Raw genomic sequence first — 18630 nt, 5'->3', positions numbered from 1 at the left:
GACAACTGATGAAGGCGTCCTTCGGTAGGTACACGTCCTCATTAAGTCTGCAATAAGCAGTAAAAAGCGTTAGCTAGCAACACAAGTGCCCGCCCGTAGTTTAAGAATATCTAGTGCATCCTCTAGACGGCCGATACCACTGATGCCTCCGCTTTCAGCGAAATTGCACGCGGCGTCCATTTTTGGCCCCATAGAACCAGCCGGCAGGTCCAGCTTGCGAGCTTCATCCAGCGTTAATTTATGGATAGGTGCAGCGGTGTCCTTACCGAAGTCACGGTAGATGGCGTCCACGTCAGTGAGAAGGAGCAAGGCATCTGCGCCCAGCTGGCTGGCCAGAAGTGCGCTGGCGGCGTCTTTATCGATCACGGCTTCGATGCCGATCATGCTGCCGTTCTCTCGGCGAAGAATGGGGATGCCACCGCCTCCGGCGCAGATCACCACAACGCCCTGTTCCAGCAGCAGCTGGAGCACCCTCATGTCGGGTATCTCCAAGGGCTTGGGCGAAGGCACTACCCGCCGCCACTTGTCACCATCCTGAGCGATGTGCCAACCGGCGGCTTCGGCTTTGGTCTCGGCTTCTTCCCTTTCGTAAACTGGCCCGACAAACTTGGTGGGATTGCTGAAGGCGGGGTCATTCTTGTCGACCAGAACCTGGGTAAGTAGGGTGGCCACAGGTCTGTTATGGTCCAGGGCGTTTTCCAGTTCCTGCTCGATGATGTAGCCGATCATACCTTCTGTTTCAGCGCCCAGTACATCCAGCGGATAAGCTTCGTCCGGCTTATAGGCAGCGCCCTGAAGCGCCAGTAAGCCTACCTGGGGGCCATTGCCGTGAGTGACTACCAGCTGGTGGCCGGCGCGGATGATTTCGGCCAATGATTCGGCGGCAATTTTCACGTTGGCGCGCTGGGCCTCGGCGGTCAGGGGCTCCCCTCGCCGCAACAGGGCATTGCCTCCCAGAGCTGCTACTACAAGCATGTCATGCTCCTCGAATCAGTTTCCAAGAGTGGCGACGAGCACCGCCTTAATGGTGTGCATTCGGTTCTCCGCCTGATCAAATACGATAGAGGCGGGACTTTCAAAGACATCGTCGGTGACTTCCATGGCATCGATGCCGAACTCGGCCTGTATTTCCTTGCCTATGGTGGTCTCGGTGTTATGGAAGGCCGGCAGACAATGCATGAACCTTACGCGGGGGTTGCCGGTTTTCTCCATCAGGGCAGCATTGACCTGGTAGGGCTGCAACAGTTTGATTCGCTCTGCCCACTTTTCCTTCGGCTCACCCATGGACACCCACACATCGGTGTAGACAAAATCCACGCCTGCCACCGCAGCATCGATGTCTTCCGTGATCATGATTCGTGCGCCGGTCTCACTGGCAATGGTCTGTGCTTCATTCTGAATAGCCTCGCTGGGCCAACAGGCCTTGGGCGCACACAAGCGCACATCCATTCCCATCATGGCGCCGCCGATCAGCAGGCTGTCGCCCATGTTATTCGCAGCGTCCCCGATAAATACAAAGGCAACATCCCGCAGCGGCTTTTCCACATTTTCCTGCATGGTCAGGAAGTCTGCGAGGATCTGTGTAGGGTGGAATTCATTGGTCAGCCCATTGTAAACCGGCACGCCGGCATATTGTGCCAGCTCCTCAACCACCGTCTGGCCGAACCCCCGGTATTCGATGGCATCGTAAACGCGGCCGAGCACACGGGCGGTATCCTTGACGGATTCCTTGTGGCCGATATGGGTGCCCGTCGGGCCCAGATAGGTTACTCGGGCGCACTGATCAAACGCTGCAACCTCAAAGCCTACCCGGGTTCGGGTGGAGTTCTTTTCAAAGATTAGCGCTATGTCCTTGCCCTGCAACTGCGGTACTTCGGTGCCAGCGTACTTGGCTGTTTTCAGGTCGGTGGAAAGCTTGAGCAAAAACTGATCTCTCGGGCGTAAAGTCCCTCAGGGTCAGGAAGTGCCGGTTCTTGAGATTGAAAGCCATGGTTCTGCTCCTTCCTTGTCAGACTGTATCTCGTATTGTCGGGCAGCTCATGCAACGCCCGCCGCCCCGGCCCCGGCCCAACTCCGCTCCGGGTATGGCCAGTACCTCTATGCCGGCTGCCTCCAGCGCAGCATTGGTATCGTCGTTGCGGTCATAACCGATGACGACCCCCGGACTCAGTGCTAGCACGTTATTGCCATCGTTCCATTGTTCTCGCTCCCGTTCGGCAGGGGTATCGCCACCCGTGGCGACCACTTCCAGGGACGGGTAACCAAGTACATCGGCAACAACATCAAACAGCGGGCGGCTGTCCTGGAAGAACGACAGGTGCTTGCTGCCTTCCCCCGGACGCAGGTCGTAGCAAACCATTTCATCTGCGACTTCCTTGAAAGTGGTCACTACATTGCCGCCACAGAAGGTAAACACGGTATCCAGGTGCATGGCAGAACGGGTCTTGGGAATCTGGCAGGCAATTATCCGTTCTGCAGTGCCGTTAGCAAAAAGCGTCTTGGCCAGCTGGCCAATGGCTTGCGGGGAGGATCGTTCCCCCATCCCCACCAGCACGACACCATTACCCACCGGCATGATGTCCCCTCCTTCCAGGGTCGCCAGCGCATGATCTTCAAGCGGGTCGCCCCAATGCACGTTCACCTTGCCGGCAAACTTCGGATGGAAACGGTAGATCGCGCTCATTAGCAGCGTCTCTGGTTTGCGCGCAGCCCAGTACATAGGGTTCAGGGTGACACCGTCATAAATCCAGGCGCTGTTATCCCGGGTGAACAGTAAGTTGGGCAGTGGCGGCAGCACAAAGCCGTGAGGCCCCAGATGGTTACCGAACAGCCCTGAAGGGTCGAAAGGCAGGTCTCCTACTTCCAAACCACCAATGAGAAATTTCGCCAGCGTATTACCCGGCAGTTCGTTCATCCATGCGCGAAGGTCGGATACCATGCCTACCCCGATATGATTCCAGGTAATACGGTGGTCTAGAACCCAGGTACGTGCTTCGGGAATATCAAGCGTTGTCGCCAGCAGGTCGTTAACGTCCAGAACCTCCACACCCCGTTCACGCATTACCTCGGCGAATACGTCATGGTCTTTCTGTGCCTGCTTGACCCAGAAGACATCGTCGAACAATAACGCATCGCAGTTGGAGGGAGTCAGTCTTCTATGGGCTAGCCCAGGGCGGCAGACGATAACTTGCCGTAAAGTCCCAGTTTCCGAGTGAACGCCCAAAGTGTGTTCTGACATGTCGCATACTCCTTTGCCCTGGTTATAGAAATGCACCAATGCTAATAACTGCACTGATAAAAACAGTCAAAATAAGAAGGAGAGGCCAGATAAATACTAGCCAACGGTCATAAGAGATACGGCCTATCGCTAGGCCACCGACCACTACGGCAAAGGTCGGGTTTATCAGATTAACCAGGCCGTTGGCTGATTGGTAAGCAGTTACCACCAAGTCACGTCCCACGTCAGCAAAGTCGCCCAAGGGCGCTAAAATAGGCATGGATAGTACGGCAAGTCCGGATGAGGAGGGTACGAAGAAACTCATTCCTACCTCGATCCAGAACATCAAATTGATAAAGGTTAGTTCAGGCAATCCACCTAATGTACTTTCGGCGCTATGCAAGATGGTATCGGCAATCATGCCTTGTTCCATGATCACCACGATGCCGCGTGCCAGACCAACGACCAGGGCTACGCCGAGCAGATCGCGGGCGCCGTCGACAAAACTACTGGTCAGCTTTTTCTCGCCCAGCCGAGCGATGATGCCGATCACAATGGCGGAACCAAAGAAAAGTGCGCCCATCCTAGCCATCCACCAGCCTTGGGACGAGACGCCCCAAATCATCGCAATGAAGGTCAGAGCAAAAATAACAAGGGTAATTTTCTGAGTGCCTGAAAGATCAAAATTTTCCAGCTCGTCGTGTCCCTGTAGAAAGAGTTTGCGGTGTGCATTCTGTTGTCTGGCCACAACGGAGCGAGCAGGATCCAACTTAATGCGTTTGGCGTAGCGCATCACGTAGACTGAACAAATCACCAGCCCGCCAATCAGCAGCACCAGCCGAAGTACAATTCCATCTGTAAAAGGAATATCCGCTGCGTTAGAGGCAATGACAGTAGCGAAGGGGTTGATGGTGGAGCCCAGCACACCAATACCAGCGCCGATCAGAATCACGGCGACTCCTGTGATCGCATCATAGCCAGCAGCGATGATGATGGGGATTAGAATGGCATAGAAGGCCAGAGTCTCTTCTGCCATGCCGTAGGTGGTGCCTCCAAGGGCAAACAGCGTCATCAGGATGGGGATCATCCAGATCTCTCGGCCTTCCAGCCGATGCATCACGTTACGTATCCCCGTGTCGATTGCGCCGGTAGCATTGATAACGCCTAAGAAGCCACCCAAAAACAGCACAAATAAGGCAACGTCGATGGCATTGGCGGCATAGCTGTCGGGATCATAGAAACCCGCCGTGGGGGCCAGCATGATGTCCACAAAACCTTGAGGGTTTGAATCAACCGTTACATAGGTGCCAGGTACTGCAATTTCGCGTCCGACCTCTTCGTTCATCGTACGTTCGTATTGCCCGGCAGGAATGATCCAGGTCAGCGCCGCTACAAGAATAATTAGCAGGAAGAGAATTGAGTAGGCTGTAGGGAACCGTGTCGCTAGATCCTCTTCAGGCTTTGATGGAGTGAGCTTTTCATCTGACATGCGTTGTCTCCGACCTATGGTTAAGGAGCAATCAACTATATTCAGTGTAGTCCCATTACAATGGCTTGAATTGATTTAGATCAATCACGCAAAAGTGCATGCAGATACAGCTAATAAATGGCGAAAAATTTAATTGGTCGAGCCGTGCTTGCTGCTGTAACTGGTAATGCAGATTTTGAGCTTTGGTATGTTCTGAAGACGAGCTGGTAAGTTTTTCGTAGCTTTAACTATTATTATCTTTTACGTTTTTACTTCCTGGCTAGGCGATTCACGGGATTGAACGATACGACAATCGCGCTTTCACGCAGCGGGAAAGTGCTGTACGCGACTGACCGAGCGCTAAGGGGTCTTCGTCATCGATGCCCCCGCTTGCTGGACAGTCAGAATGGTAGGTTGGATCTCGGCCAAGACGGCATCAGGATGACCTCAGTGAGTTTCACTGAATTCATCGAAAAAGTGATTCCCGGCGTGCGCTGTGAGCCAGTGATGGAGCAGAAGCTGATCGGCTAATTCTCATTCTGCCCAATGCCTCTCCAGCGGCGCCTGCCAAGAGGTTGATCCAGCCGCAACGGAGCATCGGTTTCGAAGATATCATCGGCGAAAGTCACATCATGCTGGAAACTTGTGTGACCGCACGAAAGATGGCGCAGAGTGGTGCCCCCCATCCTGATCGAGGGCGAGACGCGGGTAGGCAAGGAGCTGTTCGCGCGTGCTATCCACAACGAATTGCCACGCTCGGGTTCGTTCGTCCCGATTAACTGTGGCGCGATGTCCCGTGAATTGATGGCCAGTGAGCTGTTCGGTTATGAAAAGGGGGCTTTTACCGGTGCGGATCGCTCGTCTGCCGGCAAGATCGAGGTGGCAGATTGTGGCACTCTATGCCTTGACGAAATCGGCGAATTGCCGCCCGGTATGCAGCCGTATCTGTTACGGGTACTGGACGACGGTATCGTCTACCGTATCGGCAGCCATCAGGAAAAGCGGGTAGCCATCGGTCTGGTATCGATGACCAACCGCAACCTGGCCAATGAAGTGGAAAAGGGCACCTTTCGTCAGGATCTGTTTTATCGCATTGCTACGCTGCGCTTGAGGGTTCCGCCTCTGCGCGAGCGGGGAGACGACGTGCTGTTGATCGCCGAGCAGCTGTGCAGAACGCTTGCCATGCAACGGGGAACAACCCCCGTTTCACTGTCGAGCGAGGCCCAGGACTGCTTGAGTCATTACCATTGGCCCGGAAACGTGCGCGAGCTGCGCAATGTTCTGGAAATGTCGATGCTAATGGCTTCGGGGAAATGCATTGAATGGCACGACTTACCCGAGGAGGTTCGTATGAACCAAGAGGCCCCTTCAGCGACGAATAGGCTATATACGTCGACTTCTGATCTCAGGACAACGGAAGAGCTTCTCATCAAAGAAACAATAGCGCGCCAAGGAGGTAACTTGACCCAAGCGGCAAAGCAACTCGGCATTGCCCGATCCACGCTCTACAGCCGGTTGGCTAAAGAGGCGAAACGGTAGCGGTAGTAGCCCTGATTTGACGAAGCCACATTACCAGATTCGTTTGATAATAGACGCTCTTTATCTTCCCGGTGTGAACTCGTTCTAACCGCCAGCTTGCTTTGTTTTATGCGCCCAGAAGAGAGCAATGCAACAATATATGTTGACTTTTAGTGAATGAAGAAGGCATTGCAATGGTGCGTCATTGGCGGCAAACGCGATAAGTCCAAAGCATTAAACGCTACCGCTGCGATCTCTTGGATGTTCGACAATCACAATACCATCGAGATTATGCCGATATGCCCTTAATCGACATCCGCACTGCACTCGTAACCGATTTGACAGACATTCAGTCCTGCGCTCGTTTGGCCTATTCAAAGTACATCAGTCGCATTGGTCGTGAACCTGCGCCCATGCATGCAGACTACGCAAGCCTAGTCGGCTACGGCTACATAGATGTTGCTATCCTTGATTCACATTTTGTGGGCTATGTTGTGTTCTACCCCGAAGGCGATCATTTTCACCTCGAAAACGTTGCCATACTACCCGAGTATGGTGGCCTCGGCATTGGGAAGCGATTGATCGATCACGTGGAATGTTCAGCCGAGGAAAAGGGATACGAAGCCGTGGAACTTTATACGAATGAAGCCATGATAGAAAATCTCGCCATGTACCCCAAACTAGGATACGTCAGGGGCGAGTGTCGGCATGAAGCGGGGTTTAATCGAGTGTATTTCCGAAAGCAGCTAAAGTTAAATGGCTGACAAGAAGAGCTTTCCTAGTTGGGTCGATTCAGTTAAAACGTCACTCTTGAGTTCATCACCGTATTGGAGATTGGAGATTGGAGATTGGAGATTGGTGATTTGAGAAAAGTATTAATGAGCGCCTGTCTCTTGGGTAAAAAGGTTCGCTATGATGGTGGCGCCCTTTCCGTGGATGATCAGATCGTTGAGCAGTGGCGTTCTGAAGGCCGAATCGTTTCTGTTTGCCCCGAAGTTGAGGCGGGGATGAGTATTCCCAGGCCGCCCGCGGAGATTTTCCAAGGCAGTGGTAAGGGCGTTTTAAACGGTGAGGTCGATGTTATCGAAAACGATGGAGGCAAGGTGACCAATGAATTTTTAGCAGGTGCCTCTATCGCTTTGAACCTGTGCCGTAAATTCGATATCGATATCGCAGTGCTTGCTGAGTTCAGTCCTTCATGCGGAAGCACCGCTATTTATGACGGCAGTTTCTCTGGTAAAAAAAGTACCGGGTATGGGAGTAACAGCCGCACTGCTTCGGGAACATGGTGTGCACGTGTTTAGTCAGTATGAAATAGCCCAAGCTAACACTGCACTTCTTGCTACAAGTTCGTGAAAGCAGCATTAGGATATCGAGATATGACGCCTATTATTCGGTCTACTAACGACAAGGCGTTCGCGGAAAAATTAATTCGCCAAAATATGTCTGCTTACTACGAACAGTTGGATATGCGCTGGAATACAGCCCTGTTTGATAAACAATGGGATGAGTTAGACAGTTACGAATTAGTTATTAACGCTAGCCCAGTAGGGTTGTTATGCATAAATCACGATGAAGCCGCTTACTATATTCGAGAGCTACAAATTGATCAGAAGTGGCAGCGCCAAGGCTTAGGTACAGCGGCAATCCGCCACACGAAGGAAATCGCCCAACAGTCGGGCATCCGCTTACTTCGGCTGCGTGTGTTTTGTATCAACCCAGCAATAGCGCTATACGAGCGTATGGGGTTTCGCGTGCGTAAAACAGAGGGTGGGACTCACTATATGGAGCGGAGCATACTCTAACCCGTTAAATTAATGGGGCTTTACTGTTAAGTACTACAAGAGATTGCGCCGGTGCTGCTGCTGGAACCTACCGACGCTCGCTTTACTTTTTTAGGTTGGATGACGGGGTAGTTTGCCGATTTTTGTATTAATAACCTACCGTAAAGGCTTTCTGAATATGCTGGGGCGTCTCTGCTTCATCAAGCATCGCTACCGCGAAATCCTCCATTGAAATGCGAGATTCTCCGTTATTGTCCACGACGAGGGTATCGGTGCCAAGACGATATCGTCCCGTACGCTCTCCAGGCATGAGCATGGCGGCAGGGGAGAAGTAAGTCCACGCTGTGCTGGTTTCACCCAAGCAGAGTTCATACTGAGCTTGGCATGCCTTGGCAATTTCTAGCGCAGAGGCAGGAAGGAAATCGGGGGCTGTTAAGACCGTATCACCGGCGCGCCCGGGGATTAGCAATCGTGCGGCTCCGCCTACCAAGAGCACTCGCTGACCCGGAAGGGCACTCGCCATTAGAGAACGGGTTAGCGCCACCAGCGTCGCTTCTTTTCCATCGGGTGGGCGAACGGCGCTGATCAGCACGTCTTGTCCTTGAATAACATGAGCTAGCTGGTGTGAGTCCGCTATATCCGCGACACAGCGGCTGGCTTCAGCGGGCAGTTTGTTAAGCTGACTCTCTGTTCTCACCACGCCGGTTACGTTATGACCACGTGCTAATGCTTCATTCATAATGCGTTTGCCAACGTCGCCAGCGGCACCAAATATTGCAATTTTCATGATATATCTCTCTTGGGTTCATTAGTTAAGTTGTTTGGCTTTGCCAATGTTGAGCAGGGTAATTCCGGCTCCAATTAATAGGGTGCCAAGCAGTAAGCCTTCGGGAGCGGTTTCTCCTTGTAGCAATATGGCGACCGGAACGCCCACCACGGCGCCGACGGAACCCAATAGGCTCAGAAACACCGGGCCGCCGCTTTTCTGTAGCAGGAAGAGCAGTAAGAACTGGCCTGCGAAGACCATCGCCTGGAGTGCCATCAGCAAGAACGGCAGGGGACGTTCTGTCGGAACGTTCAGTGAGAAGCCAGGCAGAAACCCCACGCTGAGGAGAATGATGGCCGCTGCGATAAGCATCCCCGGCGCCAACGCATCGCTGGATACGCCTTCTGGCCAGCGTAAGGTTCGGTAGATGTTGCCGATAGCCAGCAGAACGGGACCAATTAAAGCGAGGAGAATCCAGAGGTAATTGGCATCCGGCGCCGAAAGCTTATGGAAGGCCAGGGTGACGGCCCCCGCGAGGGCTGATATAACCCCCGCCGCACGCAACACCTGAAACCGCTCCATTTTTAACGCTAATGCGCCGATGTAGGTGAGTAGCGGTGGCAGAGTGATGATTAATGCCACGAACCCCGCACCCACATGGGGGATAGCTGAGAAAAAAAGCAGGTTGGCACCCGCTACGCCCAGCAGACCTGAAATAGCGTAATACTCAACGGTGCGAACGTTAACCGGCGGCAGATTGCCGCGGAAGGCCGCGAGAACCAATAGAATAAGCGCCGCTCCTGAAATTGACCAAAACAGAAAAGCGAGTGCCGGTAGCTGAATGTCACCGGCAAGTTTTGCCAAATTAGTCGATAGACCCAGCAAGGCGCCGCCGGATAACAGATACACCAGTGGGGCAAGCCAAGCTCTTTTGCGTGAGTGTGTGCGGGTAGTGCTTAATGATGTCATTCGCGTAGTTCTCATTGGTACCGTTTCGAAGTGTCTTGATATCAAGATATGTGTGATTAATCTTGACGTCAAGATAATTAAGCGCAAAATACACTCATGGATCATGTAGACAACATTCTCAAACAGTGGCGGCAGGAGCGGCCTGACCTCGATGTAGCGCCGATGGCTACCATCGGGCGGGTCAAACGGCTGAATCACACCTTAATGCGCGCAATGGAGAAGACCTGGGCGAAATACGGTCTGACTGACGCGAGCTTTGACGTTCTGGCAACTCTTCGCCGTGAGGGGGCGCCCTACGCGCTATCACCGGGGATTTGATGGCATCCACCATGGTGACTTCAGGCACCATGACTCACCGCATCAATCAACTGGAAAAGGCGGGTTTGATCAAGCGGGTCAAAACCCCGACGATGGTCGTGGTTTTCTCATCTCTCTTTCCCAGCGTGGATTCGAGTTAATCGATGAAGCCGTTGCTGCTCATGTGGAAACCCAGGCGCAGCTGGTGAGCGGCCTAACTGAAGAGCAACGAGCGCAACTCGATGAGCTGCTTAAACAGTTCTTGGCGGGATTGGAGCAGGAGTGATGTGTGTCGTAGCGGCAACTTAGCCACTATTGAAAAGAGTCACGCCTAGACTTTGTTCCATCTCGCTTAAACACTTGAATACGTTGGCATGGCTGATACACAGCGCTCGGCTGGCGCCGGATAGCGACCCGCCTCTGCAATCGCTAGCTCGTCCCACCTTATTTGCTGTTCATTCATGCAAACTGAGTTGTCATTTTCCGCGAATGTTTGAGCGTATTTGAACAGGTTAGTCTGTCGTTGAACCAATCAATAGGGGAAGCGCAGAATGAATGTGTTGATCGTCTTGGCTCATCCTGAACGCAAGTCGTTTAATGGCGGCCTAGTGGATGAGGCGGTAGAACAGCTGGTGGGCGAGGGACATACAGTGGAAGTGGATGATCTCTATGCTGAGCAGTTTGATCCGGTGGAGCGCCCTGAGCAATATCCGCATAGCACCGTGGCGTCGGACTACTTCTATCCCCTCAATGAGCAGCGGGCTCACTACGAGAAAAACACATTACCGCAGGATATCCAGCGGGAGTTGGCGCGGTTGGAGTGGGCTGACTTGGTGATCTTCCAGTTTCCCTTATGGTGGCACGCCCAGCCTGCCATTTTGAAAGGCTGGTTTGATCGGGTGTTGGTGTATGGCGGGCGCTATACAAGCCGCATGCGTTACGACAGAGGCTACTATCGCGGTAGGAAGGCGATGCTATCAGTCACCACGGGCTCACCGGAGAAAGCATTTCAGCCTTTTGGCCGAGCTGGCAATATGGTGCACTGGCTGTGGCCCATACACGCATCGTTGTACTACGTTGGCTTTGACGTGCTGGCGCCTCAGGTGAGCTACGGCATTCAGGGCGGCGGTATTCGTTACCAAGAGGAAGCTGACATCATTGGTCACCTAGAGGTCTGCAAAGCGGCTTGGGTAGATCGTCTGAGAAACTTGGACAGCGAACTGCCCATCCCCTTTACCGGATGGGATGACTGGGACGAAGATGGCGTTTTACGCCAAACAAACCCGCTGAGATGGCGGCTAGGCTGAGCTCGTGTAGACTCTTACTGTCTATAAAACAGATCAGCAAAAGGCCCAATCAGCGCCATGACCACCTCGAACCACCGTTTTTCCGATGCTGAGCGCCGTGGGCTCTACCGCGCCATACACGAGCGGCGCGATGTGCGCTCGCAATTTCTGCCCGACAGAATACCTCCTGATGTACTGGCCCGCCTTTTGGAGGCCGCGCATCATGCGCCTTCAGTGGGATTTATGCAGCCCTGGGATTTCATCGTGATTGAAAGTCGCAGCGTCAGAGAAGCAGTGCTGGCGATGTTCGAGCAGGAGAATCAGAAGGCCGCCGAACGCTTTGAAGGCGAGCGTCAAGCGCATTATCGCAGCCTTAAGCTGCAAGGTATTATGGAGAGCCCGCTTAATCTCTGTATTACCTGTGACCGAAGCCGGGGCGGGCCTCACGTGCTGGGGCGCAATAGTATGGTGGATACCGATCTTTTCAGCACTTGTCTCGCTGTACAGAATCTCTGGTTGGCTGCGCGGGTAGAAGGTATTGGCGTTGGTTGGGTGAGCATTCTCGACCAAGAGCAGCTGAGCAAGGCGCTGAATCTGCCTGACCACGTTTACCCCTTGGCGTATCTCTGCCTTGGCTATGTTAGCGAGTTTTTAGACCAACCAGAGCTTGAAGCCAAAGGCTGGCGCTCTCGCTTGCCATTAAGTGAACTAGTACATGGCGATCAGTGGGGGCAGCCGCTTGCCAGTGGTTTGTGAGGAAGTTTTTATAAGGGGGGCCAGCTCGCTGTGCCCAAGTCATCTACTCTTTGCTTGCGGCGCTGGTTCTTGTCTTCGTACATGCGCTGGTCTGCCAGAGCAAATACCTGTATGGCAGGCACTTCGCTGGAGCTGGCGAATCCCAAGCTCAAATGAAGCGTCAGTTCTTCACGTTCACCGCTAGCGGTGTCGATAATGCAACGCTGTTCAGGCAAATTGTCTCTGATCAAGTTGGCCATACGCTTGGCTGCCGTCAAGTCGGCAGAAGGAAATAGAATGACGAATTCATCGCCACCGCAGCGTGCAAGTATGTCGCTGTCCCTGCAGTGAAGTTGCAGGTACTTGGCAACGCTGGAAATCAGTTGATCGCCTGCAACATGACCATAATGGTCGTTCACTTCCTTAAGCTTGTCGACGTCCATCATCAATACAGCAAAATCCAGGCTCGGCGTCTGCGCCTTGCCTTGAATGCTCATTTGCAGCGCGGCTTCCAAGAAACCGCGGTTATAAAGGCCGGTGAGTCCGTCACGCTCAGCCGTTTTCTTCAATTCCAAATGTAGCAATTTATTTTCGGTAGCGGCCGCTAGTTGGTCGGCAAAGAGGGAAAGTATTTGCTCCAAGCCGTCTTCTCGGCTGGGAGCTTTCATGATCAGCCAGCCTTCGTACAAGCTTAGACGGCCTTCCATGGACATGACATATAGGTTCTCGCCTTCGTCTGTTTGTGGCCGTGTGTCCGGCTGTACTCTTTGCCTACGAACGCTGGCCAATAGATGCTTTAGACGCTGTTCATCCTTTGGGCTTAGTCCCGCAACAGCCGCGTAGCGTGTCACTTCACAACGTTGTCGTTCTTGTACAAAAACAGCAAAACCGTAGTCGGGGAAATGGGAGTGTAGGTGGTTTAATGAGTCATCTAGCAGGGTATGGATATTGGTCGCACGATTTGCCACCGTCCCGAGATCAAGCAGCGCGTGAAAGACTCGGTTCTGAAACTGAATCTCGCCAATGCTGCGGCCGATCTGACGATTCTGACTGTACGTTATGCGGCCTATGGTTAGAAAATAGATGACTGCCCCCGTCCATTGGTAGATGTCTAAATTGTTGCTCACATAGGGGCGAAACTTGAATCCCGTTAAGGCGCTTCCAATCAAGGCTGCGGTTGTGAAAAGTACGGCTGAAATAAGCATCTTCCGTACTCCGCCGACCACTAAATTGTTCATCAAACAGGCAAGCCCAATGGTGATGGTGGCTAAAACGTAAAAATCCAGCACGCTGCACCAAAAACCAAATAGCAGGCTGTCATAGAGGAGATTTCTGAACTCGGCACGCTTGGAGTTCTGGGCGCTTACAGCAAGCGCATAGGCAACACCGGGCCATAGCAGCAGCAAAATCCCGGGCAGAATAAGTGTCCAGCCGCTACCTTCTACCACGGCAATCCATACGGTGAGTCCGAAGGTATGGCAAAAGGCAAAAATTCGCGGGGCAATTGTCGCCAATGCAAGACGGTGTGTACGCCTTGATGAATGTTGCATTTGTGAGTCTGTATTCAAAGTTATTTGATTAACAGACTAGCACTTAAGAGGCTAAGAAGCCTTATCCTTAAAATCAGGCGAATAGCGCCTTCATTATCTCCCAGGTTTTAGACTGTTTCAGGGCGTATCTGTTGAATATGGTGAAGCGCTCTCACAACTTGCTAGTAAATGGTTGGCGTGTTCGCGAAGCGCCTCTTTGAGGCCGTCTGGTTTGAGGATGGTAAATTGAAATGGGAGCTGTGCCAGCCAATAGGCAAACCACTCGAAACTATCCGTGCGTGTATGGAGCAGTAGTCCACCTTCAACCTGTTCGAACTGACCTGTACAGAAAAATTGGTTCTCAAAGCCAGCGGACGCGGCATGATCAATGTGTAGCACCAGTGATACTTCATGAGTGGGGCCCCAGGACATGAGGCTTTCGCTCAAAAAATCGGCTGCATCAAAGCGGGTGGGGCGTATGAAGGTACCTGAGAGTAGGTGCACGCCGCTGATGCGATCTAACCGAAATGAGCGCATGGCTCCCCGCAGATGGCAAAAACCGACGGCATACCACCTACCTTGTTGGAAAACTAGCCCGTAAGGGTCGATCTGACGCTTAACTGGATCATGCTGCGGGGAGTGGTAGGTAAGCCCCACGGTTCGCATGGTCTCTGTGGCTTTAGTCAGCGTCTCAAGGGCGCGGTCATCACGGCTGGGTTCGCGCCGGGGTAAGATCACCTGAGTGGTCTCACTGATACCGCGAACACGGCTTTTTAAATTAGCTGGCATCACTCGCTCGAGCTTCGCTTGTACGCTGGCAATGGCGGGCGCTGCGTTTGTTAGTCCCAGCTGGCTAGCGGCCAATAAGCCTAACGAAACCGCGAATGTCTCTTCGTCGGTAAACATCATGGGGGGCAGCTTGAAGCCAGCCACCAATCGGTAGCCACCGTAGCGCCCTTGCTCGGTCACTATCGGCACGCCTATATCTTCTAGCGTTGTAATGTATCGCCGTATAGTGCGTCGATCCACGCCCAGGAGTTCGGCCAACTCTGCTCCGCCCATCTGGCCATTAGCCTGCAGCAACTCAAGCACCGTAAGTATGCGTGTTGTGGGGCCTGCCATTACCGTCTTCCTCTTGAAGCCGTTTTAAAATCTTGCAGAAAAATGCATTGTTGCTTTTATTTAGGACGGATTCTCACCTATTAACAAACTAATCTGATCTGGCAGTACCTTATGTCACTGAAAAATTGACTGAAAAAGGAGCCTAATATGTCAGAGCTAACGTTTTACACTCACCCTATGTCTCGCGGGCGTGTTGTGCGCTGGATGCTGGAAGAGGTAGGCATAGCCTACTCGGTAAAGGCGATGGAGTATGGCTTAGAGATGAAAGCCGAGGACTACTTGGCCATCAACCCCATGGGCAAGGTGCCTGCCATCAAACATGGCAACACTGTGGTGACGGAAGTAGCTGCTATCTGCGCGTACCTGGCAGATCAGTTTCCAGATAAAAAACTGTCACCGCCCCCGCAATCTCCCGACCGGGGTGTTTATTATCGCTGGCTGTTTTTTATGGCAGGCCCGTTCGAAATGGCCACCAGCGCCATGACTTATGATTGGAAAATCGACAGCAGCAACGCACAGGCCGTCGGCTGTGGCCAAGTGGAAGACAGTATCAATACGCTTGAAAAAGCACTCAGTGAAAACGCTTATATCTGCGGCGATCAGTTTACTGCCGCAGATATATTGGTTAGTAGTTATCTCTGGTGGGAAACGATGCAGAAGAACATCCCGCCCAACGAGGTGTTCAAGCAGTACATTGAGCGTATGGAAAGCAGGCCAGCAGCCAAGCGGGCCAATGAGCTGGACGATGAACTGGCTAAGCAAATGAAGCCTTTGTCCGTTTAATGGCTTAAGTGCATTGCCGCTTTTGTATTAAGTTGGCAATTGCTTTCAAGGTAGATGAACTCTATCTGGTTGCAGTTTTTCGACAGATAATAGTGGTAAAGCCTCTGGCTGGCGGCGTGTGCGGAAGGTATCGGCGCTGGCCAGCCTACCCATATATCGCTACTGTATTCGCTTGTGCTAAATAAGATAAGGCGCCATTTATGCGAAGCGATATCACCCTCCAGCGGTTAAGAGCTGAAGACCCTAATGCTGAAGTCGTCGCAGGTTGGACATTCTCCGCCTGGGGCCATTTGCATCCTGGGCTCACACTAGAACAAGCCATTGAGCGCACTAAAGCCAAATGTGGCCAGGCTGGCGTGCCTTCCATTTTTGTGGCGATACAAAACGAAACCCCTGTTGGTACCGCCAGCCTCATTGCCGATGACATGAGCATACGCCGCGAACTTACCCCCTGGCTTGCCTCCGTATTTGTCGTACCCGAATGGCGGGGGCAGGGCATTGCCTCTGCCTTGGTACGCCGAGTGGAAGCCGAAGCAACTGCGGGTGGTTTTGGTCGCTTCTATCTCTATACCCCTGATCAGCAGGCGCTCTATAAGCGCTTGGGTTGGCAAGAGGTAGAAAGCCTTGAGTACCGAGGTGAAAACGTAACAGTGATGTCACGGCAGATGGAGCTTTAAGGGGCGCTTATGATCAGTGGCCGTGCGTTACGCTACTTTGATACTGTGGCCCGGTGCCGTTCGCTGCGGCAAGCCGCCGCCCAACTGCATATTGCCCCCACGGCGATTAGTCGCCAGATCGATTTACTGGAACATCAACTTGGCGCACCGCTTATCGAACGCGGTCCCAATGGCATTAGCCTAACGGCGGCGGGGGAGCTATTGGCCGCCCAGGCACAGCGTACTCTCCGTGACCTAGAGCGGGTGCAGGAACATATTGCCGATTTGAAGGGCTTGCGAACTGGGCGGGTCAGTTTGCAGGTGGCGGAAGGCGTTGTCGCTGGCTTGCTAGCGCCTACGTTAGCCAAGATGGGGCAGCGCTATCCCCATTTGAGTTTTGATATCGGGATCGTCAGCGCTAGCCAAATGGTGGAGGCGCTGCGCCGAGGTGATGCCGATATTGGCTTGTCCTTCTTTATGCCCCGCCATGATGACATTGTGCCCTTTGCTAGCGCCGAGTTGCACCACCATGCAGTGATGGCTCCAGGCCATCCATTGGCCGCGGCTTCTGAGGTGAGTCTTCACACCTTGGCAGAGCACCGGTTGATCTTACCTGATGAATCCTATGGTGCTCGCCAAGCGCTGGAGCGTGCAGCACACCGGGCAGGCGTTACCCTAATACCTACCTTTAAGACCGCCTCGCTGGAAACTCAAAAAGCACTTGCCCTTAACGGCGCAGGCGTTCTGGTATTGCCACCGATGGCGGTAGCTCGGGAGTGCCAATTAGGTCAACTCATTAGCATCCCCTTGGCTCCTTCAGAGCTTGAGGCCGCGCGAATTGATCTCTGCGTTTATCGCCATCGCCAGCGCAGCTTTGCCACTGAAGCTTGCCTTTCGCTGCTGGCAAGTGCCCTACAGACACTGCCAGTCTAATCATCCGGAAAGATTTTAAAAGCGAAGAGTGCACACAAAAAGTGGACACGCTGAGGTCAAGATTGAAATAGCAGAAGACACGGTGTGGGTTCATGCTGAGCTTGTTAATAACGTCAGCCTGATAACAACAGCAAAAGGTAATGTGATGCCTGCACTACACCAACTCACCGCCACTCAATTAATTGATGGCTACCGAGCTTATAGGTTCTCGCCAACTGAAGTAGCCAGCGCCCTGGTTGAGCATATCGACGCCTGGGAGCCGCACATCAATGCGCTGTATGCCTATCAGCCTGATGCGTTCATTAAAGCAGCCGAAGCCTCCACCCAGCGCTGGGCTAGGGGGCAACCTAGCGGCGCGCTAGATGGCGTGCCAATAACCCTTAAAGAGTTGATTGCCACCAAAGGGATGCCAGTGCCGGGGGGAACCGGGCTTGGCGAGCAGCCTGTTGCCACCGAAGACGCTCCCCCCGCTGCTCGATTAGCGGAAGATAACGCTCTGCTGCTGGCGAAAACTACCTGCCCCGACTTTGGCATGCTCTCATCCGGGCTCTCGTCGTTTCATGGTTTGACCCGCAATCCATGGGATTTAGCTTGTAATACCGGCGGTTCAAGCGCGGGCGCGGGCGCTGCCGCCGCTGCTGGGCTTGGGCCACTGCATGTGGGCACCGATATTGGTGGCTCGATACGCCTTCCTGCGGCGTGGTGTGGTGTCGTCGGCTTTAAGCCCACTTTGGGCCGGGTACCGATAGACCCTTATTATGTAGGCCGCTGTGCCGGGCCAATGACCCGAAGCGTAGCGGATGCCGCGCTGATGATGACGGCGCTTGCCCGCACAGATCGACGCGATGCGATGCGTCTGCCGCCGGAAACGATTGACTGGATGGATCTGGAACTCGACGTTAAAGGTTTGCGAGTGGGTGTGATGATGGAGGCGGGCTGCGGGTTACCTTTGGATGATGAGATTCGCCACCACGTGGAACAGGCTGCAAAGCAGTTGGAAGCCGCTGGGGCAACGCTGGTGCCGATGGCGCCAGTGCTGACCCGCGAAATGTTAGAGGGACTGGATCACTTCTGGCAGGCCCGTCAGTGGGGCGAGCTGTTAAAGCTTTCGGCTAACGAGCGTGAGCAAGTGTTGCCTGCCATTTTAGCCTGGGCCGATGGTGGTGCACACTTAAGTGGCGTAGAAGCAGTGCACGGTTTTCAGCAAACCATGGCGATGCGACGCGCCACCGAAGCCGTATTTGATGAGGTCGATGCGGTGATTTCACCCACCACACCCAATATCGCCTTCCCAGCTGAGTGGCCATCGCCTACCAATGATCCGCGTCGGCCCTTTGAGCACATTGCTTACACCGTGCCGTGGAATATGGGCGAGCAGCCTGCGATCTCGCTTAATGCTGGGTTTAGCCGTTCCGCTAGTTCCGTCAATATGCCGATAGGTGTGCAGTTGGTTGGCCCGCGCTTTGGAGATCACTTTGTGCTGAAACTGGCAAGGCTGCTAGAAACGCGTTTGGCGTTGCCCACGCGCTGGCCGATGCTGCCAGTGATTAACTCTGCAGTTAAATAA

General features: G+C 53.4%; 18 protein-coding genes and 3 pseudogenes. 12 read left to right on the top strand and 9 right to left on the bottom strand.

Going from position 1 to position 18630, the window contains the following annotated elements:
- Positions 1–69: 69 nt before the first annotated feature.
- From arcC to FDY98_RS23460, 4 genes and pseudogenes are all read right to left on the bottom strand, one after another.
- A complete protein-coding gene (gene arcC, locus FDY98_RS23475) occupies positions 70–975 on the bottom strand; it encodes a carbamate kinase (RefSeq protein ID WP_009288186.1) in 906 nt (301 codons plus the stop codon).
- A gap of 15 nt (positions 976–990) precedes the next feature.
- Positions 991–1990, bottom strand: a pseudogene (gene argF / locus FDY98_RS23470) (ornithine carbamoyltransferase).
- Between the two features lie 18 nt (positions 1991–2008).
- On the bottom strand, positions 2009–3238 hold the full coding sequence (locus FDY98_RS23465) for an arginine deiminase (RefSeq protein WP_027960012.1): 1230 nt from the start codon (positions 3236–3238) through the stop codon (positions 2009–2011).
- 22 nt (positions 3239–3260) lie between these two features.
- Entirely contained in the window at positions 3261–4706 is a 1446-nt protein-coding gene (locus FDY98_RS23460; protein ID WP_009288189.1) for a YfcC family protein, read from the bottom strand.
- 276 nt (positions 4707–4982) lie between these two features.
- Here FDY98_RS23460 and FDY98_RS26360 point away from each other — a divergent pair, with 276 nt between their 5' ends.
- The 5 genes and pseudogenes from FDY98_RS26360 (at position 4983) to FDY98_RS23440 (ending at position 8008) form a co-directional block, all read left to right on the top strand.
- Positions 4983–5216, top strand: a complete 234-nt coding sequence (locus tag FDY98_RS26360; protein WP_152618902.1) for a hypothetical protein — start codon at positions 4983–4985, stop codon at positions 5214–5216.
- Positions 5217–5360: 144 nt separating this feature from the next.
- Positions 5361–6224: a sigma 54-interacting transcriptional regulator gene (locus FDY98_RS23455; protein WP_196518295.1), complete on the top strand. Its 864-nt coding sequence runs from the start codon at positions 5361–5363 to the stop codon at positions 6222–6224.
- 278 nt (positions 6225–6502) lie between these two features.
- Positions 6503–6967, top strand: coding sequence for a GNAT family N-acetyltransferase (locus FDY98_RS23450; protein ID WP_027960013.1), 465 nt, complete (start codon positions 6503–6505; stop codon positions 6965–6967).
- Between the two features lie 114 nt (positions 6968–7081).
- Positions 7082–7559 (top strand): annotated as a pseudogene (locus tag FDY98_RS23445) (DUF523 domain-containing protein).
- A gap of 23 nt (positions 7560–7582) precedes the next feature.
- Entirely contained in the window at positions 7583–8008 is a 426-nt protein-coding gene (locus FDY98_RS23440; RefSeq protein ID WP_027960015.1) for a GNAT family N-acetyltransferase, read from the top strand.
- 127 nt (positions 8009–8135) lie between these two features.
- Here FDY98_RS23440 and FDY98_RS23435 read toward each other — a convergent pair whose 3' ends face one another.
- Both FDY98_RS23435 and FDY98_RS23430 read right to left on the bottom strand, forming a co-directional pair.
- Complete coding sequence (locus tag FDY98_RS23435; RefSeq protein WP_027960016.1) at positions 8136–8774, bottom strand: NAD(P)-dependent oxidoreductase; 639 nt, start codon at positions 8772–8774, stop codon at positions 8136–8138.
- 21 nt (positions 8775–8795) lie between these two features.
- The gene (locus FDY98_RS23430; protein WP_027960017.1) at positions 8796–9722 is read right to left on the bottom strand and encodes a DMT family transporter; all 927 of its coding nucleotides are present in this window, start codon (positions 9720–9722) and stop codon (positions 8796–8798) included.
- 96 nt (positions 9723–9818) lie between these two features.
- Between FDY98_RS23430 and FDY98_RS29850 the strand changes: the two are divergent.
- A pseudogene (locus FDY98_RS29850) lies at positions 9819–10305 on the top strand (MarR family winged helix-turn-helix transcriptional regulator).
- Between the two features lie 19 nt (positions 10306–10324).
- On the opposite strand, the gene FDY98_RS23420 reads toward FDY98_RS29850, so the two are convergent.
- Complete coding sequence (locus FDY98_RS23420; RefSeq protein WP_340146966.1) at positions 10325–10462, bottom strand: helix-turn-helix domain-containing protein; 138 nt, start codon at positions 10460–10462, stop codon at positions 10325–10327.
- A gap of 108 nt (positions 10463–10570) precedes the next feature.
- Between FDY98_RS23420 and FDY98_RS23415 the strand changes: the two genes are divergently transcribed.
- Entirely contained in the window at positions 10571–11326 is a 756-nt protein-coding gene (locus tag FDY98_RS23415; RefSeq protein ID WP_027960019.1) for an NAD(P)H-dependent oxidoreductase, read from the top strand.
- Between the two features lie 57 nt (positions 11327–11383).
- A complete protein-coding gene (gene bluB, locus FDY98_RS23410; protein ID WP_009288193.1) occupies positions 11384–12061 on the top strand; it encodes a 5,6-dimethylbenzimidazole synthase in 678 nt (225 codons plus the stop codon).
- Positions 12062–12069: 8 nt separating this feature from the next.
- On the opposite strand, the gene FDY98_RS23405 is transcribed toward bluB, so the two are convergent.
- Entirely contained in the window at positions 12070–13590 is a 1521-nt protein-coding gene (locus FDY98_RS23405) for a sensor domain-containing diguanylate cyclase (RefSeq protein WP_035538237.1), read from the bottom strand.
- 117 nt (positions 13591–13707) lie between these two features.
- Positions 13708–14691: a helix-turn-helix transcriptional regulator gene (locus FDY98_RS23400; protein ID WP_027960020.1), complete on the bottom strand. Its 984-nt coding sequence runs from the start codon at positions 14689–14691 to the stop codon at positions 13708–13710.
- A gap of 147 nt (positions 14692–14838) precedes the next feature.
- Between FDY98_RS23400 and FDY98_RS23395 the strand changes: the two genes are divergently transcribed.
- The 4 genes from FDY98_RS23395 to FDY98_RS23380 all read left to right on the top strand — a co-directional run bounded on the left by FDY98_RS23395 (position 14839) and on the right by FDY98_RS23380 (position 18630).
- Positions 14839–15474, top strand: a complete 636-nt coding sequence (locus FDY98_RS23395) for a glutathione S-transferase family protein (RefSeq protein WP_027960021.1) — start codon at positions 14839–14841, stop codon at positions 15472–15474.
- A gap of 200 nt (positions 15475–15674) precedes the next feature.
- Positions 15675–16151 carry a GNAT family N-acetyltransferase gene (locus tag FDY98_RS23390; protein WP_027960022.1) on the top strand — a complete coding sequence of 159 codons (477 nt, stop codon included), beginning with the start codon at positions 15675–15677 and terminating at the stop codon, positions 16149–16151.
- A gap of 9 nt (positions 16152–16160) precedes the next feature.
- The gene (locus tag FDY98_RS23385) at positions 16161–17063 is read left to right on the top strand and encodes a LysR family transcriptional regulator (protein ID WP_027960023.1); all 903 of its coding nucleotides are present in this window, start codon (positions 16161–16163) and stop codon (positions 17061–17063) included.
- 145 nt (positions 17064–17208) lie between these two features.
- Positions 17209–18630 carry an amidase gene (locus FDY98_RS23380; protein WP_035538241.1) on the top strand — a complete coding sequence of 474 codons (1422 nt, stop codon included), beginning with the start codon at positions 17209–17211 and terminating at the stop codon, positions 18628–18630.

The organism is Halomonas sp. PA16-9 (genome assembly GCF_009728585.1).
GTDB classification, from domain to species: domain Bacteria; phylum Pseudomonadota; class Gammaproteobacteria; order Pseudomonadales; family Halomonadaceae; genus Vreelandella; species Vreelandella titanicae.
This window is presented reverse-complemented; position numbering and strand designations above follow the sequence as displayed.